Genomic DNA, 15,667 nt, shown 5'->3' with positions numbered 1-15,667 from the left:
TTAAAATCACTAAAACCCATTTACAAATCTATAAAAGTAGATATAATATCCTTATGGAACCTTTATTAATTTATAAAGCATTGTCAAATGAAACAAGATGTCAAATTTTATCATGGTTGAAAAATCCAGAAAACCATTTCGATGAAAAACCTTATCTAGAGCAAGGCCTTAGCTTTCAAGTCGGAGTGTGCGTAGGAGATATCCAGCTTAAAACTGGCTTAGCCCAATCAGTTATTTCTAGTTATTTATTAACTATGAAAAAAGCAGGTTTACTACAATCTGATCGAATTGGAAAATGGACCTACTATCGTCGAAATGAAAAAACAATACGAGAGTTTTCTAAATACGTCCAAAACAAATTATAAAATGAAAGCTAATAATCAACATACTAATTGATTATTAGCTTTCACACATTCTGCTTTTTTACAGGTATCCAATGACTTTTGTATAAATTGCACTGCCTATAAAAGCAAGAAACATCGAAAGGAGAAATTTTTTTAACATATCACATCTAGTTATTTAGATATCTGTTATTGTATTTTAAATTACATAGTCCTGATAATGTTGGCATCCAATCATGCTTATAATAATGCTTCTTTGTTAATGAATTTACTTTCAAAATACTGATACGAATGGAGAGTTTAATAAATGAAAAAAGTAAATCCTTTACTTATTCTGATACTCGCAATAGGTGTGTTCGGAATTATTACTACCGAGATGGGTATTGTCGGCGTATTACCACAAATCACTGAAAAATTCGGAATTTCAACTACACAAGCTGGCTTTTTAGTAAGTATATTTGCACTAGTTGTTGCTATTTCTGGTCCGTTTTTAATTCTGCTCGTCTCTAGTATTAATCGCAAAATAATTTTATTAACAGCAATTTTCATATTTGTTATTTCAAATTTAATCTACGCTTATACAACGCAATTTGAAATCATGCTTATTTTTCGTATTTTACCGGCAGCGCTTCATCCACTCTTCTTTTCAATCGCTCTTGTAACAGCTGCTAAACTTGTCCCTCCAGAAAAGAGCGGTCAAGCAGTTACAAAAGTTTTCATGGGAATTACTGTTGGCTTTGCTTTAGGTGTACCACTAACATCTTACCTTGCAGACCAATTTTCACTCGAAATGGCTTTCTTATTCGGAGCATTCGTTAACACTCTTGCATTCATTGGAATACTACTCCTACTTCCTTCTATGCCTGTTAAAGAAAAAATGTCTTTCGGCAAACAAATTCGTATACTCGGCAAACCAGGATTATGGTTAAATATTTTAACCGTCACATTCCTTTTTGCAGCCATGTTTTCCGTATACAGCTACTTCGCCGAGTACCTTGCAAAAGTAACTTCCATGAATGGATCTCTCATCAGTATCATGCTATTCATATTTGGTATAGTTATGATTTTAGGTAATCATTTATTTGGTGGTCTCCTACAAAAAAGCATAATCAACACTGTAATATCATTCCCTATCCTATATTCTATTGTTTACATATTGGTTTATTATTTAGGTTCCTACCTTGTTCCAATGATTTTCATCGTATTATTTGGGGAATCGTACATGCTGGTGGATTAATTGTTGGTCAAACATGGTTAATAAGTGAAGCTAAAGAAGCACCCGAATTTGGTAACAGTCTATTCGTTTCGTTCTCAAATCTCGGGATTACTTTAGGAACCACTATTGGAGGCTGGTTCATTTCAAACTTAGGTATTCACCAGCTTATTTGGAGCGGATTTATATTCACACTACTCTCATTTCTATTAATTATAATAAAACTAAAATTTTTCAATTCTAATAGCCAGGCTTCATTATCAAGCTAGTACATTTTCAGTTCCAAATTCGATAAAAAACATTATAAATTCTTCTTATAAGATTTTATTAACTAAAAAGTATAATGCTCAAAGCCTTTAGCCATAATTACGACTAGAGGCTTTTTTGTATATAAAGTGAAACTTTAATCAGTGGGGGTTTTTCATCCCCCACTGATTATTAGTTGAACCAATCGGACTTTTATGAGCAGTTGATCCCCCACCTAACTTCTTTGCTTTCGCTGAATTTTGAGGTGGGGATCTTACTGCCCATTAAAGTGGGATAAATATAATTCTAAAAGGAGCTAATTTTATGGAACATAATCAAAATGGAGTACTTGCTTTAATTGTTTTGTTTTTAGGATTAGTGTTTTTTGTTAGTGGCATGGTTTATCATTTATGGGGTTCTTTTTAATGGTATGATTGCAATCACTCATAAAAACCCTCAAGTATATCGTTCCTTTATTAATTTCAACGTTTAGACAGATACATAATTCAAAAACTAAAACGTGTATTGCAATTATCGATATGAAATATTTCCAAAAACAACTTAACATGGTAAAATAATATTCGGACGGGAGTCCAATATTATTAAAATTAAGATGGTTCAAGTCGGAGGAAGGCACCTTAGGGTGTCTTTTCTTTATTTTCAAAAGGACTTGCTCAATTATTGTGTAAAAAACATAAAGTAAGTTGAATCCATTAAAATACATGAGTGACCCCTTGTTTTCCCCTCTTATTAAAGGAGGAACTATTATGGGATTTGGTGGTAGTTGTAGTAGTAATTGTGGCGGCGGCTTTGCTTTACTAGTTGTATTGTTTATTTTATTGATCATTGTTGGAGCTTCTTGCTTCTGCTAAAAAACTATCGGAAAAGACACTCTTATATGGGTGTCTTTTCTTTGTAATAAAAAGCTCTCTTTGAACTACTCACCACTTAACGTCCTTACGGACTGTTTGAAGTGGGAGATTCCTAAGTACAGAAGCCTAGCGGCTTCTAATTCATTAGGCTATCCCCGTAGTTCCTACGGTTAGAAGCCTTAAAGCTTCATTTTTAAGATTGATACTTGCGTTAATATCTCTGTCGTGATGACTATTGCACTCAGGACAATCCCATTCACGAAGATTTAGATTCTTAACGTCTTTATTTTGATACCCACAACAAGAACATAATTGGCTTGAAGCAAATGTTTTGGATACCGGAATGACTTGTTTTCCATACCATTTTGCCTTGTATTCTAGCAACGTTCTAAATTGTGACCAAGATACTTCACTAATCGCTTTTGCTAACTTATGATTTTTTAACATATTCGATACTTGCAAATCTTCTATACCGATAACATCGTGGTTTTTGATGATTTCAGTTGAGATTTTGTCCAAGTAATCTTTTCTAGCATTAGCTATGTATTCATGAATTCTAGCTACCCTTACTCGTTGTTTATTCCAGCGAGAAGATCCTTTCATTCTTCTAGAAAGAACACGCTGTGCTTTTGCCAACTTCTCTTCCAATGAGCGAAAAAATTTAGGATTTTTATAGATTGTTTCATCTGACAAAATGGCGAAATCTTTTAATCCTACATCCATTCCAATATAAGAATCTGTTTTCGGAAGTTCTTGCACTTCTGTTTCAACTAACAATGATACAAAGTATCTGCCAGAAGGGTTCCGTCTAACCGTAGCATTTAAAATACGTCCCTTTACTTCACGACTTTTGGCAAATCGAACAAGACCTAGTTTCGGCAATTTCATTTTGTTTCCCACAACAGCAATGTTTTCATTTGTTTGTTTTGTGGTATAAGATTGTACGTTGTTCTTTTTAGATTTGAAACGCGGGGCACTGTTTTGTTTTTTAAAAAAGCGTGTATAAGCATCCGCAAGGTTGCGAACAGACGATTGAATAGCAATACTATCCACTTCTTTTAGCCAAACAAACTCTTTCTTCATGGCAGGAAGTTTGGCAGAGCATGTACCATATGTCAAACCTTTTCCTGTTTCTTTGTATGCATTATCCCATAGAGATAGGAAGTGATTGAATACAAAACGAGAACAACCAATCGTTTTATTGATCAGGATCGCTTGTGCTTTATTTGGATAGATACGAAATTTATACGCTTTATTGATCATCCTTCGTTTCACCTCCATTTCGATATATGTCTATTATAAACCAAACATACATTTGATTAATAGTGAAGTGATTATGACAAATTGTCCGGTAACACACTTTACATATGTCGAACAATTAAGATGACTTCCTGCCATCTCTTGTTCGAAGCCAATTCATCTCCCACCTACTCGCTGGGCTACGTCCTTCACGCTCCTTGAGGAAGGAGTCTTCTTGGCTAAATTGATAAAGGAAGGTTTTCACATCCAAATTAGTTATTTACACAGCACTTTATTCCTTCGCATCCCTCATACTGTAATACCCTAAATTAATAATAATCAAGAAATACCCACCCATAATTCCAGCTGCAAATGTCCACATGAATTCATGGTGTTCAATTTCATACATAATAATCGCTCCGAGTATTGCGGCTGCAAACCGATTCATCATACCAAGCATTGGTGCTTTTTCTTTTTTTACGATACTATCTCCGAACTTTTCGATACGCCTTCCTAAAATCCAGGCGCAGTACATACTTACTAAAAGGCCAATGCTTATCCCTACAAACTGGGCTCGAAAAGGTGTCATCAACCATCCCAATAATATCACGCCTAGCAAACAATATATTTGTATGTTGAATGATCTTAATGCCATACGAATCATGTTATTCTCCTTATCTTTCCTATTAATCCCATCTTTCGGACTTCAAGCTTTCCGATATATCCTTTTTAAAATGGGGGAATTTGATTTTGCTCACCATTAAATAAGCGAGTACGCATGTGCCAAATGCCACGGAAACTGGGTTATTTAGGAGGCATAAAATAAGAAGACACATTGCCGCGAATGGAATGGGCATGCCGATAAAGGTTGGGAGTTTACTTTGCTGCGTGTTAAATCTCGCAAGCCGAAGCATTCCGCAAACACTATAAACAAGCGCACATAGCATCCCGATAGACTGCAAATCTTTTAACGAGGCACTATATGCAAGAATAGACGGTGCCACACCAAAGGTCACTAAATCCGCAAATGAATCTAGTTCTCCGCCCATTTCCGAAACAGAATCTAGTTTCCGAGCAACCATACCATCAAACAGATCAAATACCATACCTGTAATAATGAACATAACTGCACCATACATATCGTGAACGAAAACAGCGTGAATAGCCAAAAGCCCACACACAAAGTTTGCTATCGTAATCATATTTGGTATGTAACTCATCACATGCTTCCCCTCCTTTTTACTCATTACAATCAAGAGCCTTCTGTTTCTCTTCCAATATCACTTTATTTATTTTCGTTAACGTATCAGTCATTTGCTCTAAAGCATTTATATCGATTTTAGAAAAGTATTTCTCAATTAATACATCATCTAACTCTGACAATCGTTCGATATATTTACTACCGTTTGGTCCGAGTGTAAGGAAATACTCCCTTTTATTGTTAGGATTAACTTGTTTCGAAATCATCTTCTGCTTTTCCAACTTCGATAAAACTTGGCTGACAGCACTTTTCGATATATTAAAAGTAGTCGCAATGTGATTTGCTGTCGTGTTTTCATTTAAATTAATATGAAATAGCATGCTCTCTTGCTGCCCAGTAAGACCGAACTCATCCTTTAAATCCTGAAATAGTAAAATGTAGAGTTCCGTGTAGGCTCGATTCATTTCATTAATTACTTCTTTATACGTTCTAGTCATAGCATTCTTCCTCCATGCTGTTATTTCATTTTTAATAGTTAAGTTCACTTAACTTAACTATATTATACCGTTATGTTTGTGTAAAGGGAAATGTTGCTCCATTATTCACAACGAAAAAAGAAGACATCCATTAAGATGTCTCCCTTTCAAACTTAAGATTCCAGACTCTTACCATTCGTCTTAATTACTTCTTTATACCAATTGAAACTGTTCTTCTTCGATCTTTTTAATGAACCTTTTCCTTCATTATCTTTATCAACGTATATATATCCGTAACGTTTTTTCATTTCTCCAGTAGAAGCACTTACAAGGTCAATAGGGCCCCAGCTTGTATATCCGATAATGTCTACTCCATCTTGGATTGCTTCTGACATTTCAATCATATGCTTCTCTAGGTAATCAATACGGTATGCATCATTCACTTCGTCTTCACTATTTAATTGATCGATTGCACCAAGGCCATTTTCAACAACAAATAACGGTTTTTGGTAACGATCGTACAGTTGGTTCGCTGTAATACGGAAGCCTTTCGGATCAATCGTCCATCCCCACTCTGATTTTTCAAGATATGGATTTTCAACAGAACCGAATACATTTCCGCTCGTTATACTTTTTAACACTTCTGGATCGGTACTTGTTGCTCGGCTTGAATAGTAGCTAAATCCAATATAATCAACTGTATGCTCTTTTAAAATTTCCTCATCTTCTTTTTCCATTTCAATTGTTAAATTGTTATCCTTAAAGAAGCGTTTTGCGTATCCAGGATATGCTCCCCTTGCTTGTACATCAATGAAGAAGAATGATTCACGGTCTTGTTCCATCGCGCGAAGAACGTCGTCTGGATTACATGTGTACGGATACGTCGCACCTGCCGCAAGCATACAACCGATTTTTGCATCTGGAATGATTTCATGACACGCTTTTACAGCTAACGCACTTGCGACAAGTTGGTGATGCGCTGCTTGATACTGAATTTGTTTTTTATTATCACCTTCTTTAAATGCTAGACCTGCCCCCATGAAAGGTAAATGTAAAAGCATATTAATTTCATTAAACGTCATCCAATATTTCACTTTATCTTTATATCTATTAAAAATTGTTTTTGCGTACGTCTCAAAGAAAGTGACAAGCTTTCTACTTCTCCAGCTTCCATACTTTTCTACTAAATGCACAGGCACATCGAAGTGAGCCATCGTAACGACTGGTTCAATACCGTGCTTTAACAGTTCATCAAACAAATTATCATAAAACTGTAATCCTGCCTCATTTGGTTTTTCATCATCACCACTTGGGAAAATACGTGTCCACGCAATCGATACACGTAATGCTTTAAATCCCATTTCTGCAAATAGAGCGATATCTTCTTTATAACGATGATAAAAATCAATCGCTTCATGTGACGGGTAAAACTCTCCTTCTACCGGTGTAAAGGAATGAATATTTCCTTTCATAATATCCCAACGATTTTCACCAGTTGGTAATAGATCAACCGTCGTTAATCCCTTTCCGTCTTCTACATATGCGCCTTCAACTTGATTGGCTGCAGTTGCTCCACCCCATAAAAACCCTTTTGGAAAATTAACTTTAGACATATAGAAAAACTCCTTTATATAAGAATGAACGAGGAAAGGCATTGTAAGTTTTAAAGAATACCTTTCTTCGTTTGAACCTGTATGAAATGTAACTACTATTTAACTCCTAACTTTAGTAAAGAATCTCCTGCTTGAATCTTTTCTATCTCCGTTTTTTTGATGCTATATTTATCATAATTTGTAACAACAACTGGTGTTGTCACAATGTAACCCGCCTTTTGAATTTCAGCTATATGAAACTCAATAAGTAATTGCCCTTTTTCTACTCTCACTCCTTGTTCAATATGAGAAGAGAAAAATTCGCCATTTAATTTCACAGTATCCATTCCAATATGGATTAAAATTTCAGCACCTGAATCCGCCGTAATTCCTATCGCATGATTCGTCGGGAATAGCGCAGAAATCGTACCTGAAACTGGTGAAAACAACTTTCCTTCTGAAGGCTCAATTGCAACTCCTTCACCTAACGCACCTGATGCAAATGCAGCATCGTCAATGTTTTGAAGCGGCATAACGGCGCCATGGAAAGGACTAAAGATTACTTCATCATCGTTTGATGCAGCAATTTTATTACTTGTTTCCTCTGTTTCTGTAGATATTTGCTTTTTCGTAAAACCAAATAAGTAAGTTAAAATAAAACCTACTATTAAAGAAACAACCATCGAAACAATTGCGCCCCAAAATCCAGCTGTAATCCCATCTTTCGGACTAATAAATGTCGGAAGCGTAAATATACCAAGTCCGCCTGTCATATAAGCTTGTGTACCAAATACGCCAAGTATTGCGCCGCCAACTCCTCCAGCAATACAGCTCATAATAAACGGCTTTTTTAGCGGAAGTGTAATACCATAAATCGCTGGCTCTGTAACACCGAAAATACCTGAAATAAAAGCTGGAATACTAAGTGTTTTTAATTTCTTGTCTTTCGTTTTCATCCAAACACCAAGTACCGCACCAATTTGAGCAAATGAAGCAGCAAATATAAGTGCTAATATCGGATCAACACCGTTTACTGCTAAATTGTTATAGCCAATCGGAACGACGCCCCAATGAAGGCCAAATATGACGAGTACTTGCCAGAAAGCACCGAGTAAAGCACCCGCTACTAATGGGCTTGCATGATACACCCAAAGCGTTGCCTGTCCTAAAAACTGCCCTGCCCACGTCGCAATTGGGCCAATAACGAGAAATGTAACTGGTACAACGATTAGTAACGTTAAGAATGGTAGTACAAATGTTTTCACAACATCCGGAATCACTTGCTTTAAAGACTGTTCTACTCTCGCTCCAAAATAAGCAGCGAGAATAATCGGAATAACAGATGATGCATAGTTCATTAAAATAACTGGTATGCCTAAAAACGTAATATGAATTGGTGATTCAAACATCGTTCCTGCAAATAACGTAAATAATGGCTCACTTGCTTTTAAACCGGATAAAGCCGGATAGACTAACGCTCCCCCAATTGCCATACCGATGAATGGTGATCCTCCGAATTTCTTACTTGCTGTATATCCAAGGAAGATTGGGAAGAAATAAAATAACGAATCGCCAACTGCATTTAATATTTGATACGTTCCTGACTGTGTACTTAACCAGCCTAACGCTACAAATAATGCATTAAATCCTTTAATCATCCCAGTTGCAGCTAACACTCCTAAAATAGGAGTGAAAATGCTAGAAAGAATATCTATAAGACTACTCTTTTTCTTATCACTAGCGTCTTCTTCCTCTGTCTCTTGAAATCCTCCGGCAACAATAACCGCTTTATACACGTCGGATACATGGTTACCAATTACAACTTGATATTGTCCGCCGCTTTTCATAACCGTCACAATATCTTCCATACCTTTCAGTACTTCCGTATTTGCTTTCCCCTCATCTTTTAACTGAAATCGTAAGCGAGTTATACAATGTACAACGCTATTTATGTTTTCTCTTCCTCCAACATGTTTCAATATGTCTTTTGCCAACTGTTCATACTTCATAATCGTTCCCCCTCCTTACAATCATCCCATTTATTATTTTTATAAAAGAAAAAACCTAAACTAACCATAACGACGTGATACATACGAATCACTCCATTACAAGTCAATTTAGGTTTTGCCTGCCAAACAGTAACAATCCCGTTTATTCAATTACATAATTCATTGCGTTTCGTTACACGATGAATGTGCAACGTTACGTACACTTTTTCATCTTTTGAAAGATGACTATTATGTACTTTCCGTAAATACGCTTCAATTTTTTCTGTACAACAATACGCCTCTTCATACTTACTTTTCACTTGCTCGTATAAAAAATCATCATCGGCCGAGTTCAATTCCTTCTGCATTAAGCGCTGAGCAAAATACCGTAAATGCGTTACAAACCGACTATAATTAAATGAACTTTCATCTAAGTTCATCTTATAGTGATACTTTACAACATTTAAAATATCTTGGACGATTTTCGTCATCGCTACCGTTTGTTGCATCGCCGGCTCTCCTTGCTGCGCATTAACGAAATGTAGTGCAATTGACCCTGCTTCATCTTCAGAAAGTCTAAGCCCAGTCTCTTCTTCAATTATGTTCAAAGCTTGTAGACCAATTTCAAACTCTTTCTGATAGAACCTCTTAATCTCCCAAAGCAAAGTATTTTTAAGATCCATTCCTTCTTTATGCCGAGTTAAGGCGAAACTTAAGTGATCCGTTAATGTAAGATAAATATAATCACTTAAACTCCCCGGCAAAACAGTCTTAGCAAACTGAATAATTCTCTCTGTAATCTCTAAATTTTCTACAGGAATTTCAGTTAGCAACCTAGCGAGTTTCTCTGATAATTCTCTTGTTTCTAATACAAAGGTTTTTTCTATCCTAGATTCATCAATCGCATCGCCAACTTTTTTCTGAAATCCCAAACCTCTGCCCATAAGTACAACTTCTGTCTCATTATCCTTCATCGTACAAACAACATTGTTATTTAAGATTTTATGGATTCTCATATTGTTCCGCCTTCTTCTTCTTAAAGTCACAAAAGGTATAAAAAAAACCTAAACTGATTCCAAAAGCCACACTACACCCGTAGCCTCTAGATCAATTTAGGTTTTGCCTGCCGAACAGTAACAATCCTTTTACTTATTAACTTACCTTTATTATACACAAAGAGTAAGCGGTTGCAATGATAAATTATTGAATATTTTTTTACAAAGAAAAATACTAACAATTAATCAGCTGTTGCTTACATTCATTACAAGACTAGTTATGTACATCATTATATTTTACAATTACCGTAGATAACTTACATATTTCACCATGTTTATCATCCTGAATAATCAAACATAACCATTAATAAAATTCCATATAGACCCAGTAATGGTTAAAATGTTATAATGAAACTACCCTACATAGTTACTCATATTCATACTGAGGAACTAGCGTCTTATTAAGCAATGCGCATAACTCAAATAAAAAAGACACTTTACAGTGTCTTTTTTATTTATATTCTCATAGGAAGTATCTCTTTTATACACACAATCTATCAAATGAAAAAGGAGACTATCATATGGAGCATCCTGTAGCAAGAGAACTTAGGTTCATACGTATATGCCTTATCATCTTGATCATTGTCATTGCATTTTGGGATCGTGAGAAACCTGTAGAAATTACTGACCATGGTAGTGACCCTATCGTAAACACGAGCAATATGACCCCAGTTGGCGATAATACATTTGCCTATAAAGACGAATCTAATCAAATTAAAATATTTAAGTTTGACCCGAATACAAATGAAATAAAACTAATAAAAGAGTTTTATGCTAACGAGTATTAATTACATAAAGTGAAACTTTAATCAGTGGGGGTTTTCTTCATCCCCCACTGATTATTAGTTGAACCAATCGGACTTTTATGGGCAGCCCGACCCCCACCTAAATTCTTTGCTTTCGCTGAATTTTGAGGTGGGGGTCTTACTGCCCATTAAAGCGGGATAAAGGCATCTTAAGGTGTCTTTTTTTATTTTCAAAAGGACCTGCTCACGTTTATGCGTCAAAACATAAAGTAAATGGAATCCGTTAAAAAACATGAGTGACCCTTTGTTTTCCCCTCTTATTAAAGGAGGAACTATTATGGGATTTGGTGGTAGTTGCGGTGGAAGCTGCGGTTTTTCTGGAGGATTTGCACTATTAGTTGTATTGTTTATTTTATTAATCATCGTTGGAGCTTCTTGCTTCTGCTAAAAAACTATTGGAAAAGACACTCTTATATGGGTGTCTTTTCTTTGTAAACTAAAAAGCATGAGAATGAAAGCCTTTGGTCGTAATTACGACTAAAGGCTTTTTCTATATAAAAAATGAAACATAGTAAAAATAATATAATTATTTATATTGTTTTTCACTTTACAAACTATACCCAAAAAGTTGGATAGCTCCTTTTACTACTCATATTATTAATAAATAAAGCAATAACTACAATAATAAGAGAACCAACTAAAACCGGCGTTACTAAATAACTCCAGCTATATGCTCCTAAAATAACGATAATTGGATCGGCCCCTGCCGGAGGGTGTGTTGTTCTCGTTAACATCATAACAGCTATTGCTATCCCTACTGCTAAAGCAATTGTCCAATATTCATTCCCAAACAAATGATATATTGATAGACCAATGAAAGTTGAAATCAAATGTCCTCCAATAACATTACGCGGCTGAGATAGCGGTGCATTCCAAACTCCAAACGCTAATACACAACTCGCTCCAAATGGAGCCATGAGCAATTCTGTAGAAGTTATACTCGTTAAATATGTTAAGGTGAGAATCGTTAAAAATCCCCCCAATAATCCCGTTAAAGAGTCCTTTATATTTACTTGTAATGGACTTCTTCCTTTCCCTTTCATTTTTGCAAAATACCTTACACTTATTGGTTGAGCCTCTTTCTGCTTAGCTGCTGTTATATTATCCATCATTCGCCTCCCTTATTTATCAATAATTATATCCCGAACAAAATAACCAGTCAATTCACACTTTAGGGGTTAGTTTAAAAATACAGAAAAACAGAATCAACTGTTATAAGTTGATTCCCTAAACTTCTCCAGATTTTCGATCCTGGAATTTTGCTACCTTTTTCCGGTTCCCACATATTTTCATAGAACACCATTTTCGTTTTCCACTTTTATCTATAAATAATAAAACACATTCGGGATTTGAACACCTTTTAAGAGAAATAAGCTCATTTTCTGCTATTAACGTTAAAGCATCAAATGCAATTAACGATACAAGTACATCCTCAATTTCTCCAACTGGGATAGGCACTAGACGCTGTGCAATGACTTTATATGTAAATGGTGCTTTCTCAATTTGTTTTTCTAAATACGTAATAAAATCATTTGAAATTTCGTGCTGATCAGCAATTACCTCAAACTGTTTTCTCAGTATTTCTCTTACCTCTAATATGCTAGATGTAACTTGATTCATGCGCTCTTGAATCCCTATAAGTGTTTTTTCATTCCAAAAAGGCAGATTAACCTTTATTACATATAGCCATTCTAATACATCTTCATCCGTTATTAATAAATCATAACGTTGTCCACGCCTAACTAGCTCTGTATTTACTAAATCTAATGAGAGATTTCCAGATATAAGCGGGAATTGTTTTGTTTCCTGCATGTACTCATCACCTACTCTTTAAACAATCATATTCCAAATTCATACAGAAGTACAACTCTTTTATAAACTACACAGTATGAAGATTAAAACCTTTAGCCATAATTACAACTAAAGGCTTTTTGTATATAACTAAAAAAGGAGCTGACTTTATGGAACATAATAAAAACGGGATGCTTGCTTTAATCGTTCTGTTTGTAGGACTAGCTTTTTTTGTTTTCGGTATGGTTTATCATTTATGGGGAACAGTTTAAAAATAAATAGTAATCCATTTAGAAGAAATTCAGAAGCAACATCCTGAACTTCATCTCATTAAGCACCAATAATCATTTGCCTAGTTATGAGCCCCCTTATTATGCTTCAGGGGTTTCCGCTTTAAAACAATTATAAAAAAAAGCCCCATCACTGGGGCGCTCAAAAAAATAATATAAGTAAATGAATTAAAACAAATAACAGACAACTAAAATATATAAGATTAACATCATATAATCTATATATATGCAGAATTGCATAAAATTATTTATTATTACATGCTATACTAAAACAGGAGTCGACAATCGTTATTTTCTTCTTATTTTTAAAGCAATATGGATATATACCTTCTTATCGCATTTGGATTGTACAAGCAAAAGAAGACATCGTAATCGATGTCTTCTTTTCTTATATTTTTATGAATTCTTTTGAGCAGATGCTCTCCAAGCACGAAAAGATGTTGGGTGTCCAGAATGAGCTCTTTGCTTTGCAGCAGCAACAGCTGGTTTTTCTTCAATAGTCGTTGGTTTCTCTTCCACAATCGCTGATTTTTCTTCAAGAGTAGTCACAGCTGTTTGTATTTTTTCCAACTGTTCTTTTAAAGCTTGCTGTTCAATCTTTAAATCCGTAAGTAATCGTAAAATCATTTCAGAATTGGCCATAAAGATCCTCCTTCCCCCAATACACAGAATAAAATACAATATGTCATCAGCATAATACCCGTGACAAAATAAGGTCGTCAATTCTTATAAAATCTAAGTATCTTTTATTTTTCAAAAGGACCTGCTCAAGTTTATCCGTAAAAACATAAAGTAAATTAAATCCATTAATTAAATGGTCTTTATGGAAGGAGGAGTTAATATGGGATATGGCGGTAGTTGTGGTGGAGGCTGCGGTTTCGGCGGCGGATTTGCTTTACTTGTTGTACTCTTTATCTTATTGATCATCGTAGGAGCTAGCTGTTGGGGCGGCGGATTCGGCTGCTAATAAGAGGCACTCTTGAGAGTGTCTTTTTTTTGTGTGTTTTTTAATGTACAACCCTTCTCATTGGTAGTTTATCAACAGTATCCTTGTAATTGCCCCTCGAAATTCGCACATTTTAAAATTGACATAGCACCTCATGCACCATATACTGTTAACAACAGTATACTGTCATTAACAGTATATATCCTAATTCATTCAAGGAGGTATATCCATGAAACATACAGGAAGACATACAGGTGCATTTCTTTTGTTATTTTTGGCAGAAGGTGATAACTATGGCGGGCAATTATTACAAAAGTGCGAGGAAGAACTTCCCGTCAATCCAATCGATAGCGCCATTTTATATCGTACGCTAAAGAAATTAGAAAACGAAGGTGCGATTGAATCTTATGTAAGTACAGATCATCAAGACAAACCGAGAAAGATGTACAAAATTACACCTGCTGGAAAGGAACAATTGGCAGATTTCCAAATGGATATTGAAGAAAAAATGAAGAACTTATCCTTTTTCATAGACAAATATAAGGACTTAAAGGAATCCAATCATGATTAACGGCGTGATCCTTTACACTTTAGCCATTATTCTTACGGGGATTTCTTTTATGAAAGACCGCAATAAAACGAAAGAAGCTCTAATGAAGTCATGGAAAATGTTTCGCAATCTTCTACCTGCGATGCTCTCCATCATGCTCTTCGTTGGCTTATCGCTTTCTATATTAACACCGTCTTTCATCTCTTCCATTATTGGGGAGCAATCTGGATTCATCGGTATTATTTATTCAGCGATACTCGGCTCCGTTGCACTTATTCCAAGCTTCGTCGTATTTCCTCTCGGTAATACGTTAGTCCAACACGGCGCAGGCCTTCCTCAAGTTGCGGCACTTATGTCTACATTCATGTCAGTAGGAATTACAACATTACCGATGGAACAAAAGATATTCGGGCGAAGCTTTGCTTACGCACGTAATGCATCTGCTCTGCTCATGTCTCTCCTATTCTCCTATATCATTTGGGTGGTGATGGTATGAAGGAACTAAAAAGATATCGCTTCTTTTTCATTTTATTACTGGGACTCATTGTATTAACTTTTATAAATCAATCTTTAGGATGGAGCGCATTACAACTAACAGGAAATAGCATTTTAGATATGCTGTTTTTACTCCCACCTGTCCTAATATTTGTAGGATTACTTGATCAATGGGTGAAAAAAGAAACGCTTATGAAATATATGGGCGAAAAATCCGGCGTATACGGAATCTTATTCTCTCTATTATTAGGCGGCATTGCAGCTGGTCCCCTCTACGTTGCCTTCCCAATTGCAGCACTCCTATTAAAGAAAGGCGCAAGCATTCGATACATCGTATTTTTCTTAGGCGTTTGGACAACTGCGAAATTGCCAATTCTCGTGTATGAATTTTCTTCGTTTGGAGCTACTTTTACACTCATTCATATTGGTTTCGGGCTAGTATTCTTCTATGTAATGGGGATTATTTTTGAGAGGTTTTATGATCAGGGGCAGTTGTTAAGGTATGATGTTACAAAAGAAATGTAAAAAGACATCTTTATCTCTTAAAGATGTCTTTTTTATATAAA

18 protein-coding genes and 1 pseudogene are annotated in these 15,667 nt (G+C 35.5%); 9 read left to right on the top strand and 10 right to left on the bottom strand.

Annotation, left to right across the window (positions count from 1 at the left end; translation table 11 throughout):
- Positions 1-53: 53 nt before the first annotated feature.
- The 3 genes and pseudogenes from J0835_RS05105 to J0835_RS05095 all read left to right on the top strand — a co-directional run bounded on the left by J0835_RS05105 (position 54) and on the right by J0835_RS05095 (position 2,672).
- Positions 54-365 carry an ArsR/SmtB family transcription factor gene (locus J0835_RS05105; RefSeq protein ID WP_087979647.1) on the top strand — a complete coding sequence of 104 codons (312 nt, stop codon included), beginning with the start codon at positions 54-56 and terminating at the stop codon, positions 363-365.
- A 283-nt stretch (positions 366-648) separates the two neighbouring features.
- Positions 649-1,823, top strand: a pseudogene (locus tag J0835_RS05100) (MFS transporter).
- A 744-nt stretch (positions 1,824-2,567) separates the two neighbouring features.
- Entirely contained in the window at positions 2,568-2,672 is a 105-nt protein-coding gene (locus J0835_RS05095; RefSeq protein WP_075310385.1) for a YjcZ family sporulation protein, read from the top strand.
- 144 nt (positions 2,673-2,816) lie between these two features.
- On the opposite strand, the gene tnpB is transcribed toward J0835_RS05095, so the two are convergent.
- The 7 genes from tnpB to licT form a co-directional block, all read right to left on the bottom strand.
- Entirely contained in the window at positions 2,817-3,935 is a 1,119-nt protein-coding gene (tnpB, locus tag J0835_RS05090) for an IS200/IS605 family element RNA-guided endonuclease TnpB (protein WP_087979646.1), read from the bottom strand.
- Between the two features lie 268 nt (positions 3,936-4,203).
- On the bottom strand, positions 4,204-4,575 hold the full coding sequence (locus J0835_RS05085; RefSeq protein WP_087979645.1) for an ATP synthase subunit I: 372 nt from the start codon (positions 4,573-4,575) through the stop codon (positions 4,204-4,206).
- A gap of 22 nt (positions 4,576-4,597) precedes the next feature.
- Positions 4,598-5,131 carry a CDP-diacylglycerol--serine O-phosphatidyltransferase gene (gene pssA, locus J0835_RS05080; RefSeq protein WP_048567077.1) on the bottom strand — a complete coding sequence of 178 codons (534 nt, stop codon included), beginning with the start codon at positions 5,129-5,131 and terminating at the stop codon, positions 4,598-4,600.
- Positions 5,132-5,150: 19 nt separating this feature from the next.
- Positions 5,151-5,609: a MarR family winged helix-turn-helix transcriptional regulator gene (locus J0835_RS05075; RefSeq protein WP_046953918.1), complete on the bottom strand. Its 459-nt coding sequence runs from the start codon at positions 5,607-5,609 to the stop codon at positions 5,151-5,153.
- A 152-nt stretch (positions 5,610-5,761) separates the two neighbouring features.
- The gene (locus J0835_RS05070; protein ID WP_087979644.1) at positions 5,762-7,201 is read right to left on the bottom strand and encodes a 6-phospho-beta-glucosidase; all 1,440 of its coding nucleotides are present in this window, start codon (positions 7,199-7,201) and stop codon (positions 5,762-5,764) included.
- Between the two features lie 95 nt (positions 7,202-7,296).
- Positions 7,297-9,189 (bottom strand): beta-glucoside-specific PTS transporter subunit IIABC, encoded by a 1,893-nt coding sequence (locus tag J0835_RS05065; protein ID WP_087979643.1) that lies wholly within the window; start codon positions 9,187-9,189, stop codon positions 7,297-7,299.
- 146 nt (positions 9,190-9,335) lie between these two features.
- Entirely contained in the window at positions 9,336-10,184 is an 849-nt protein-coding gene (gene licT, locus J0835_RS05060) for a BglG family transcription antiterminator LicT (RefSeq protein ID WP_087979642.1), read from the bottom strand.
- A 560-nt stretch (positions 10,185-10,744) separates the two neighbouring features.
- Here licT and J0835_RS05055 point away from each other — a divergent pair.
- Together J0835_RS05055 and J0835_RS05050 are read left to right on the top strand one after the other, a co-directional pair.
- Positions 10,745-11,011: a YmzC family protein gene (locus tag J0835_RS05055; RefSeq protein ID WP_087979641.1), complete on the top strand. Its 267-nt coding sequence runs from the start codon at positions 10,745-10,747 to the stop codon at positions 11,009-11,011.
- Between the two features lie 295 nt (positions 11,012-11,306).
- Positions 11,307-11,417: a YjcZ family sporulation protein gene (locus tag J0835_RS05050; protein ID WP_000505686.1), complete on the top strand. Its 111-nt coding sequence runs from the start codon at positions 11,307-11,309 to the stop codon at positions 11,415-11,417.
- 166 nt (positions 11,418-11,583) lie between these two features.
- Here the strand turns inward: J0835_RS05050 and J0835_RS05045 are convergent, their stop codons facing one another.
- The 3 genes from J0835_RS05045 to J0835_RS05035 all read right to left on the bottom strand — a co-directional run bounded on the left by J0835_RS05045 (position 11,584) and on the right by J0835_RS05035 (position 13,752).
- Entirely contained in the window at positions 11,584-12,138 is a 555-nt protein-coding gene (locus tag J0835_RS05045) for an HPP family protein (RefSeq protein WP_087979640.1), read from the bottom strand.
- 118 nt (positions 12,139-12,256) lie between these two features.
- Entirely contained in the window at positions 12,257-12,841 is a 585-nt protein-coding gene (locus tag J0835_RS05040; protein WP_087979639.1) for a CGNR zinc finger domain-containing protein, read from the bottom strand.
- 665 nt (positions 12,842-13,506) lie between these two features.
- On the bottom strand, positions 13,507-13,752 hold the full coding sequence (locus J0835_RS05035) for a hypothetical protein (RefSeq protein WP_000013675.1): 246 nt from the start codon (positions 13,750-13,752) through the stop codon (positions 13,507-13,509).
- Positions 13,753-13,951: 199 nt separating this feature from the next.
- Here J0835_RS05035 and J0835_RS05030 point away from each other — a divergent pair, with 199 nt between their 5' ends.
- The 4 genes from J0835_RS05030 (at position 13,952) to J0835_RS05015 (ending at position 15,626) form a co-directional block, all read left to right on the top strand.
- Positions 13,952-14,077, top strand: a complete 126-nt coding sequence (locus J0835_RS05030) for a YjcZ family sporulation protein (RefSeq protein ID WP_000540377.1) — start codon at positions 13,952-13,954, stop codon at positions 14,075-14,077.
- Positions 14,078-14,285: 208 nt separating this feature from the next.
- Complete coding sequence (locus J0835_RS05025; RefSeq protein WP_087979638.1) at positions 14,286-14,627, top strand: PadR family transcriptional regulator; 342 nt, start codon at positions 14,286-14,288, stop codon at positions 14,625-14,627.
- Positions 14,620-15,102, top strand: coding sequence for a hypothetical protein (locus J0835_RS05020; protein ID WP_000606992.1), 483 nt, complete (start codon positions 14,620-14,622; stop codon positions 15,100-15,102). Before J0835_RS05025 ends, J0835_RS05020 begins: the two co-directional genes overlap by 8 nt.
- Complete coding sequence (locus tag J0835_RS05015) at positions 15,099-15,626, top strand: permease (RefSeq protein WP_140386685.1); 528 nt, start codon at positions 15,099-15,101, stop codon at positions 15,624-15,626. Before J0835_RS05020 ends, J0835_RS05015 begins: the two co-directional genes overlap by 4 nt.
- Positions 15,627-15,667 lie beyond the last annotated feature (41 nt).

Origin of the sequence: Bacillus cereus group sp. Sample62, from assembly GCF_036851315.1 — a bacterium.
Taxonomy (GTDB): domain Bacteria; phylum Bacillota; class Bacilli; order Bacillales; family Bacillaceae_G; genus Bacillus_A; species Bacillus_A wiedmannii.
Note: the sequence above shows the minus strand (reverse complement) of the source record. Positions and strands in the feature narration are given on the sequence as shown.

What these genes read in the sequence shown, in the direction of transcription:
- J0835_RS05105 (WP_087979647.1), top strand. Translation starts at nt 54, where the DNA reads ATGGAACCTTTATTAATTTATAAAGCATTGTCAAATGAAACAAGATGT.
- J0835_RS05095 (WP_075310385.1), top strand. Translation starts at nt 2,568, where the DNA reads ATGGGATTTGGTGGTAGTTGTAGTAGTAATTGTGGCGGCGGCTTTGCT.
- tnpB (WP_087979646.1), bottom strand. Translation starts at nt 3,935, where the DNA reads ATGATCAATAAAGCGTATAAATTTCGTATCTATCCAAATAAAGCACAA.
- J0835_RS05085 (WP_087979645.1), bottom strand. Translation starts at nt 4,575, where the DNA reads ATGATTCGTATGGCATTAAGATCATTCAACATACAAATATATTGTTTG.
- pssA (WP_048567077.1), bottom strand. Translation starts at nt 5,131, where the DNA reads ATGAGTTACATACCAAATATGATTACGATAGCAAACTTTGTGTGTGGG.
- J0835_RS05075 (WP_046953918.1), bottom strand. Translation starts at nt 5,609, where the DNA reads ATGACTAGAACGTATAAAGAAGTAATTAATGAAATGAATCGAGCCTAC.
- J0835_RS05070 (WP_087979644.1), bottom strand. Translation starts at nt 7,201, where the DNA reads ATGTCTAAAGTTAATTTTCCAAAAGGGTTTTTATGGGGTGGAGCAACT.
- J0835_RS05065 (WP_087979643.1), bottom strand. Translation starts at nt 9,189, where the DNA reads ATGAAGTATGAACAGTTGGCAAAAGACATATTGAAACATGTTGGAGGA.
- licT (WP_087979642.1), bottom strand. Translation starts at nt 10,184, where the DNA reads ATGAGAATCCATAAAATCTTAAATAACAATGTTGTTTGTACGATGAAG.
- J0835_RS05055 (WP_087979641.1), top strand. Translation starts at nt 10,745, where the DNA reads ATGGAGCATCCTGTAGCAAGAGAACTTAGGTTCATACGTATATGCCTT.
- J0835_RS05050 (WP_000505686.1), top strand. Translation starts at nt 11,307, where the DNA reads ATGGGATTTGGTGGTAGTTGCGGTGGAAGCTGCGGTTTTTCTGGAGGA.
- J0835_RS05045 (WP_087979640.1), bottom strand. Translation starts at nt 12,138, where the DNA reads ATGGATAATATAACAGCAGCTAAGCAGAAAGAGGCTCAACCAATAAGT.
- J0835_RS05040 (WP_087979639.1), bottom strand. Translation starts at nt 12,841, where the DNA reads ATGCAGGAAACAAAACAATTCCCGCTTATATCTGGAAATCTCTCATTA.
- J0835_RS05035 (WP_000013675.1), bottom strand. Translation starts at nt 13,752, where the DNA reads ATGGCCAATTCTGAAATGATTTTACGATTACTTACGGATTTAAAGATT.
- J0835_RS05030 (WP_000540377.1), top strand. Translation starts at nt 13,952, where the DNA reads ATGGGATATGGCGGTAGTTGTGGTGGAGGCTGCGGTTTCGGCGGCGGA.
- J0835_RS05025 (WP_087979638.1), top strand. Translation starts at nt 14,286, where the DNA reads ATGAAACATACAGGAAGACATACAGGTGCATTTCTTTTGTTATTTTTG.
- J0835_RS05020 (WP_000606992.1), top strand. Translation starts at nt 14,620, where the DNA reads ATGATTAACGGCGTGATCCTTTACACTTTAGCCATTATTCTTACGGGG.
- J0835_RS05015 (WP_140386685.1), top strand. Translation starts at nt 15,099, where the DNA reads ATGAAGGAACTAAAAAGATATCGCTTCTTTTTCATTTTATTACTGGGA.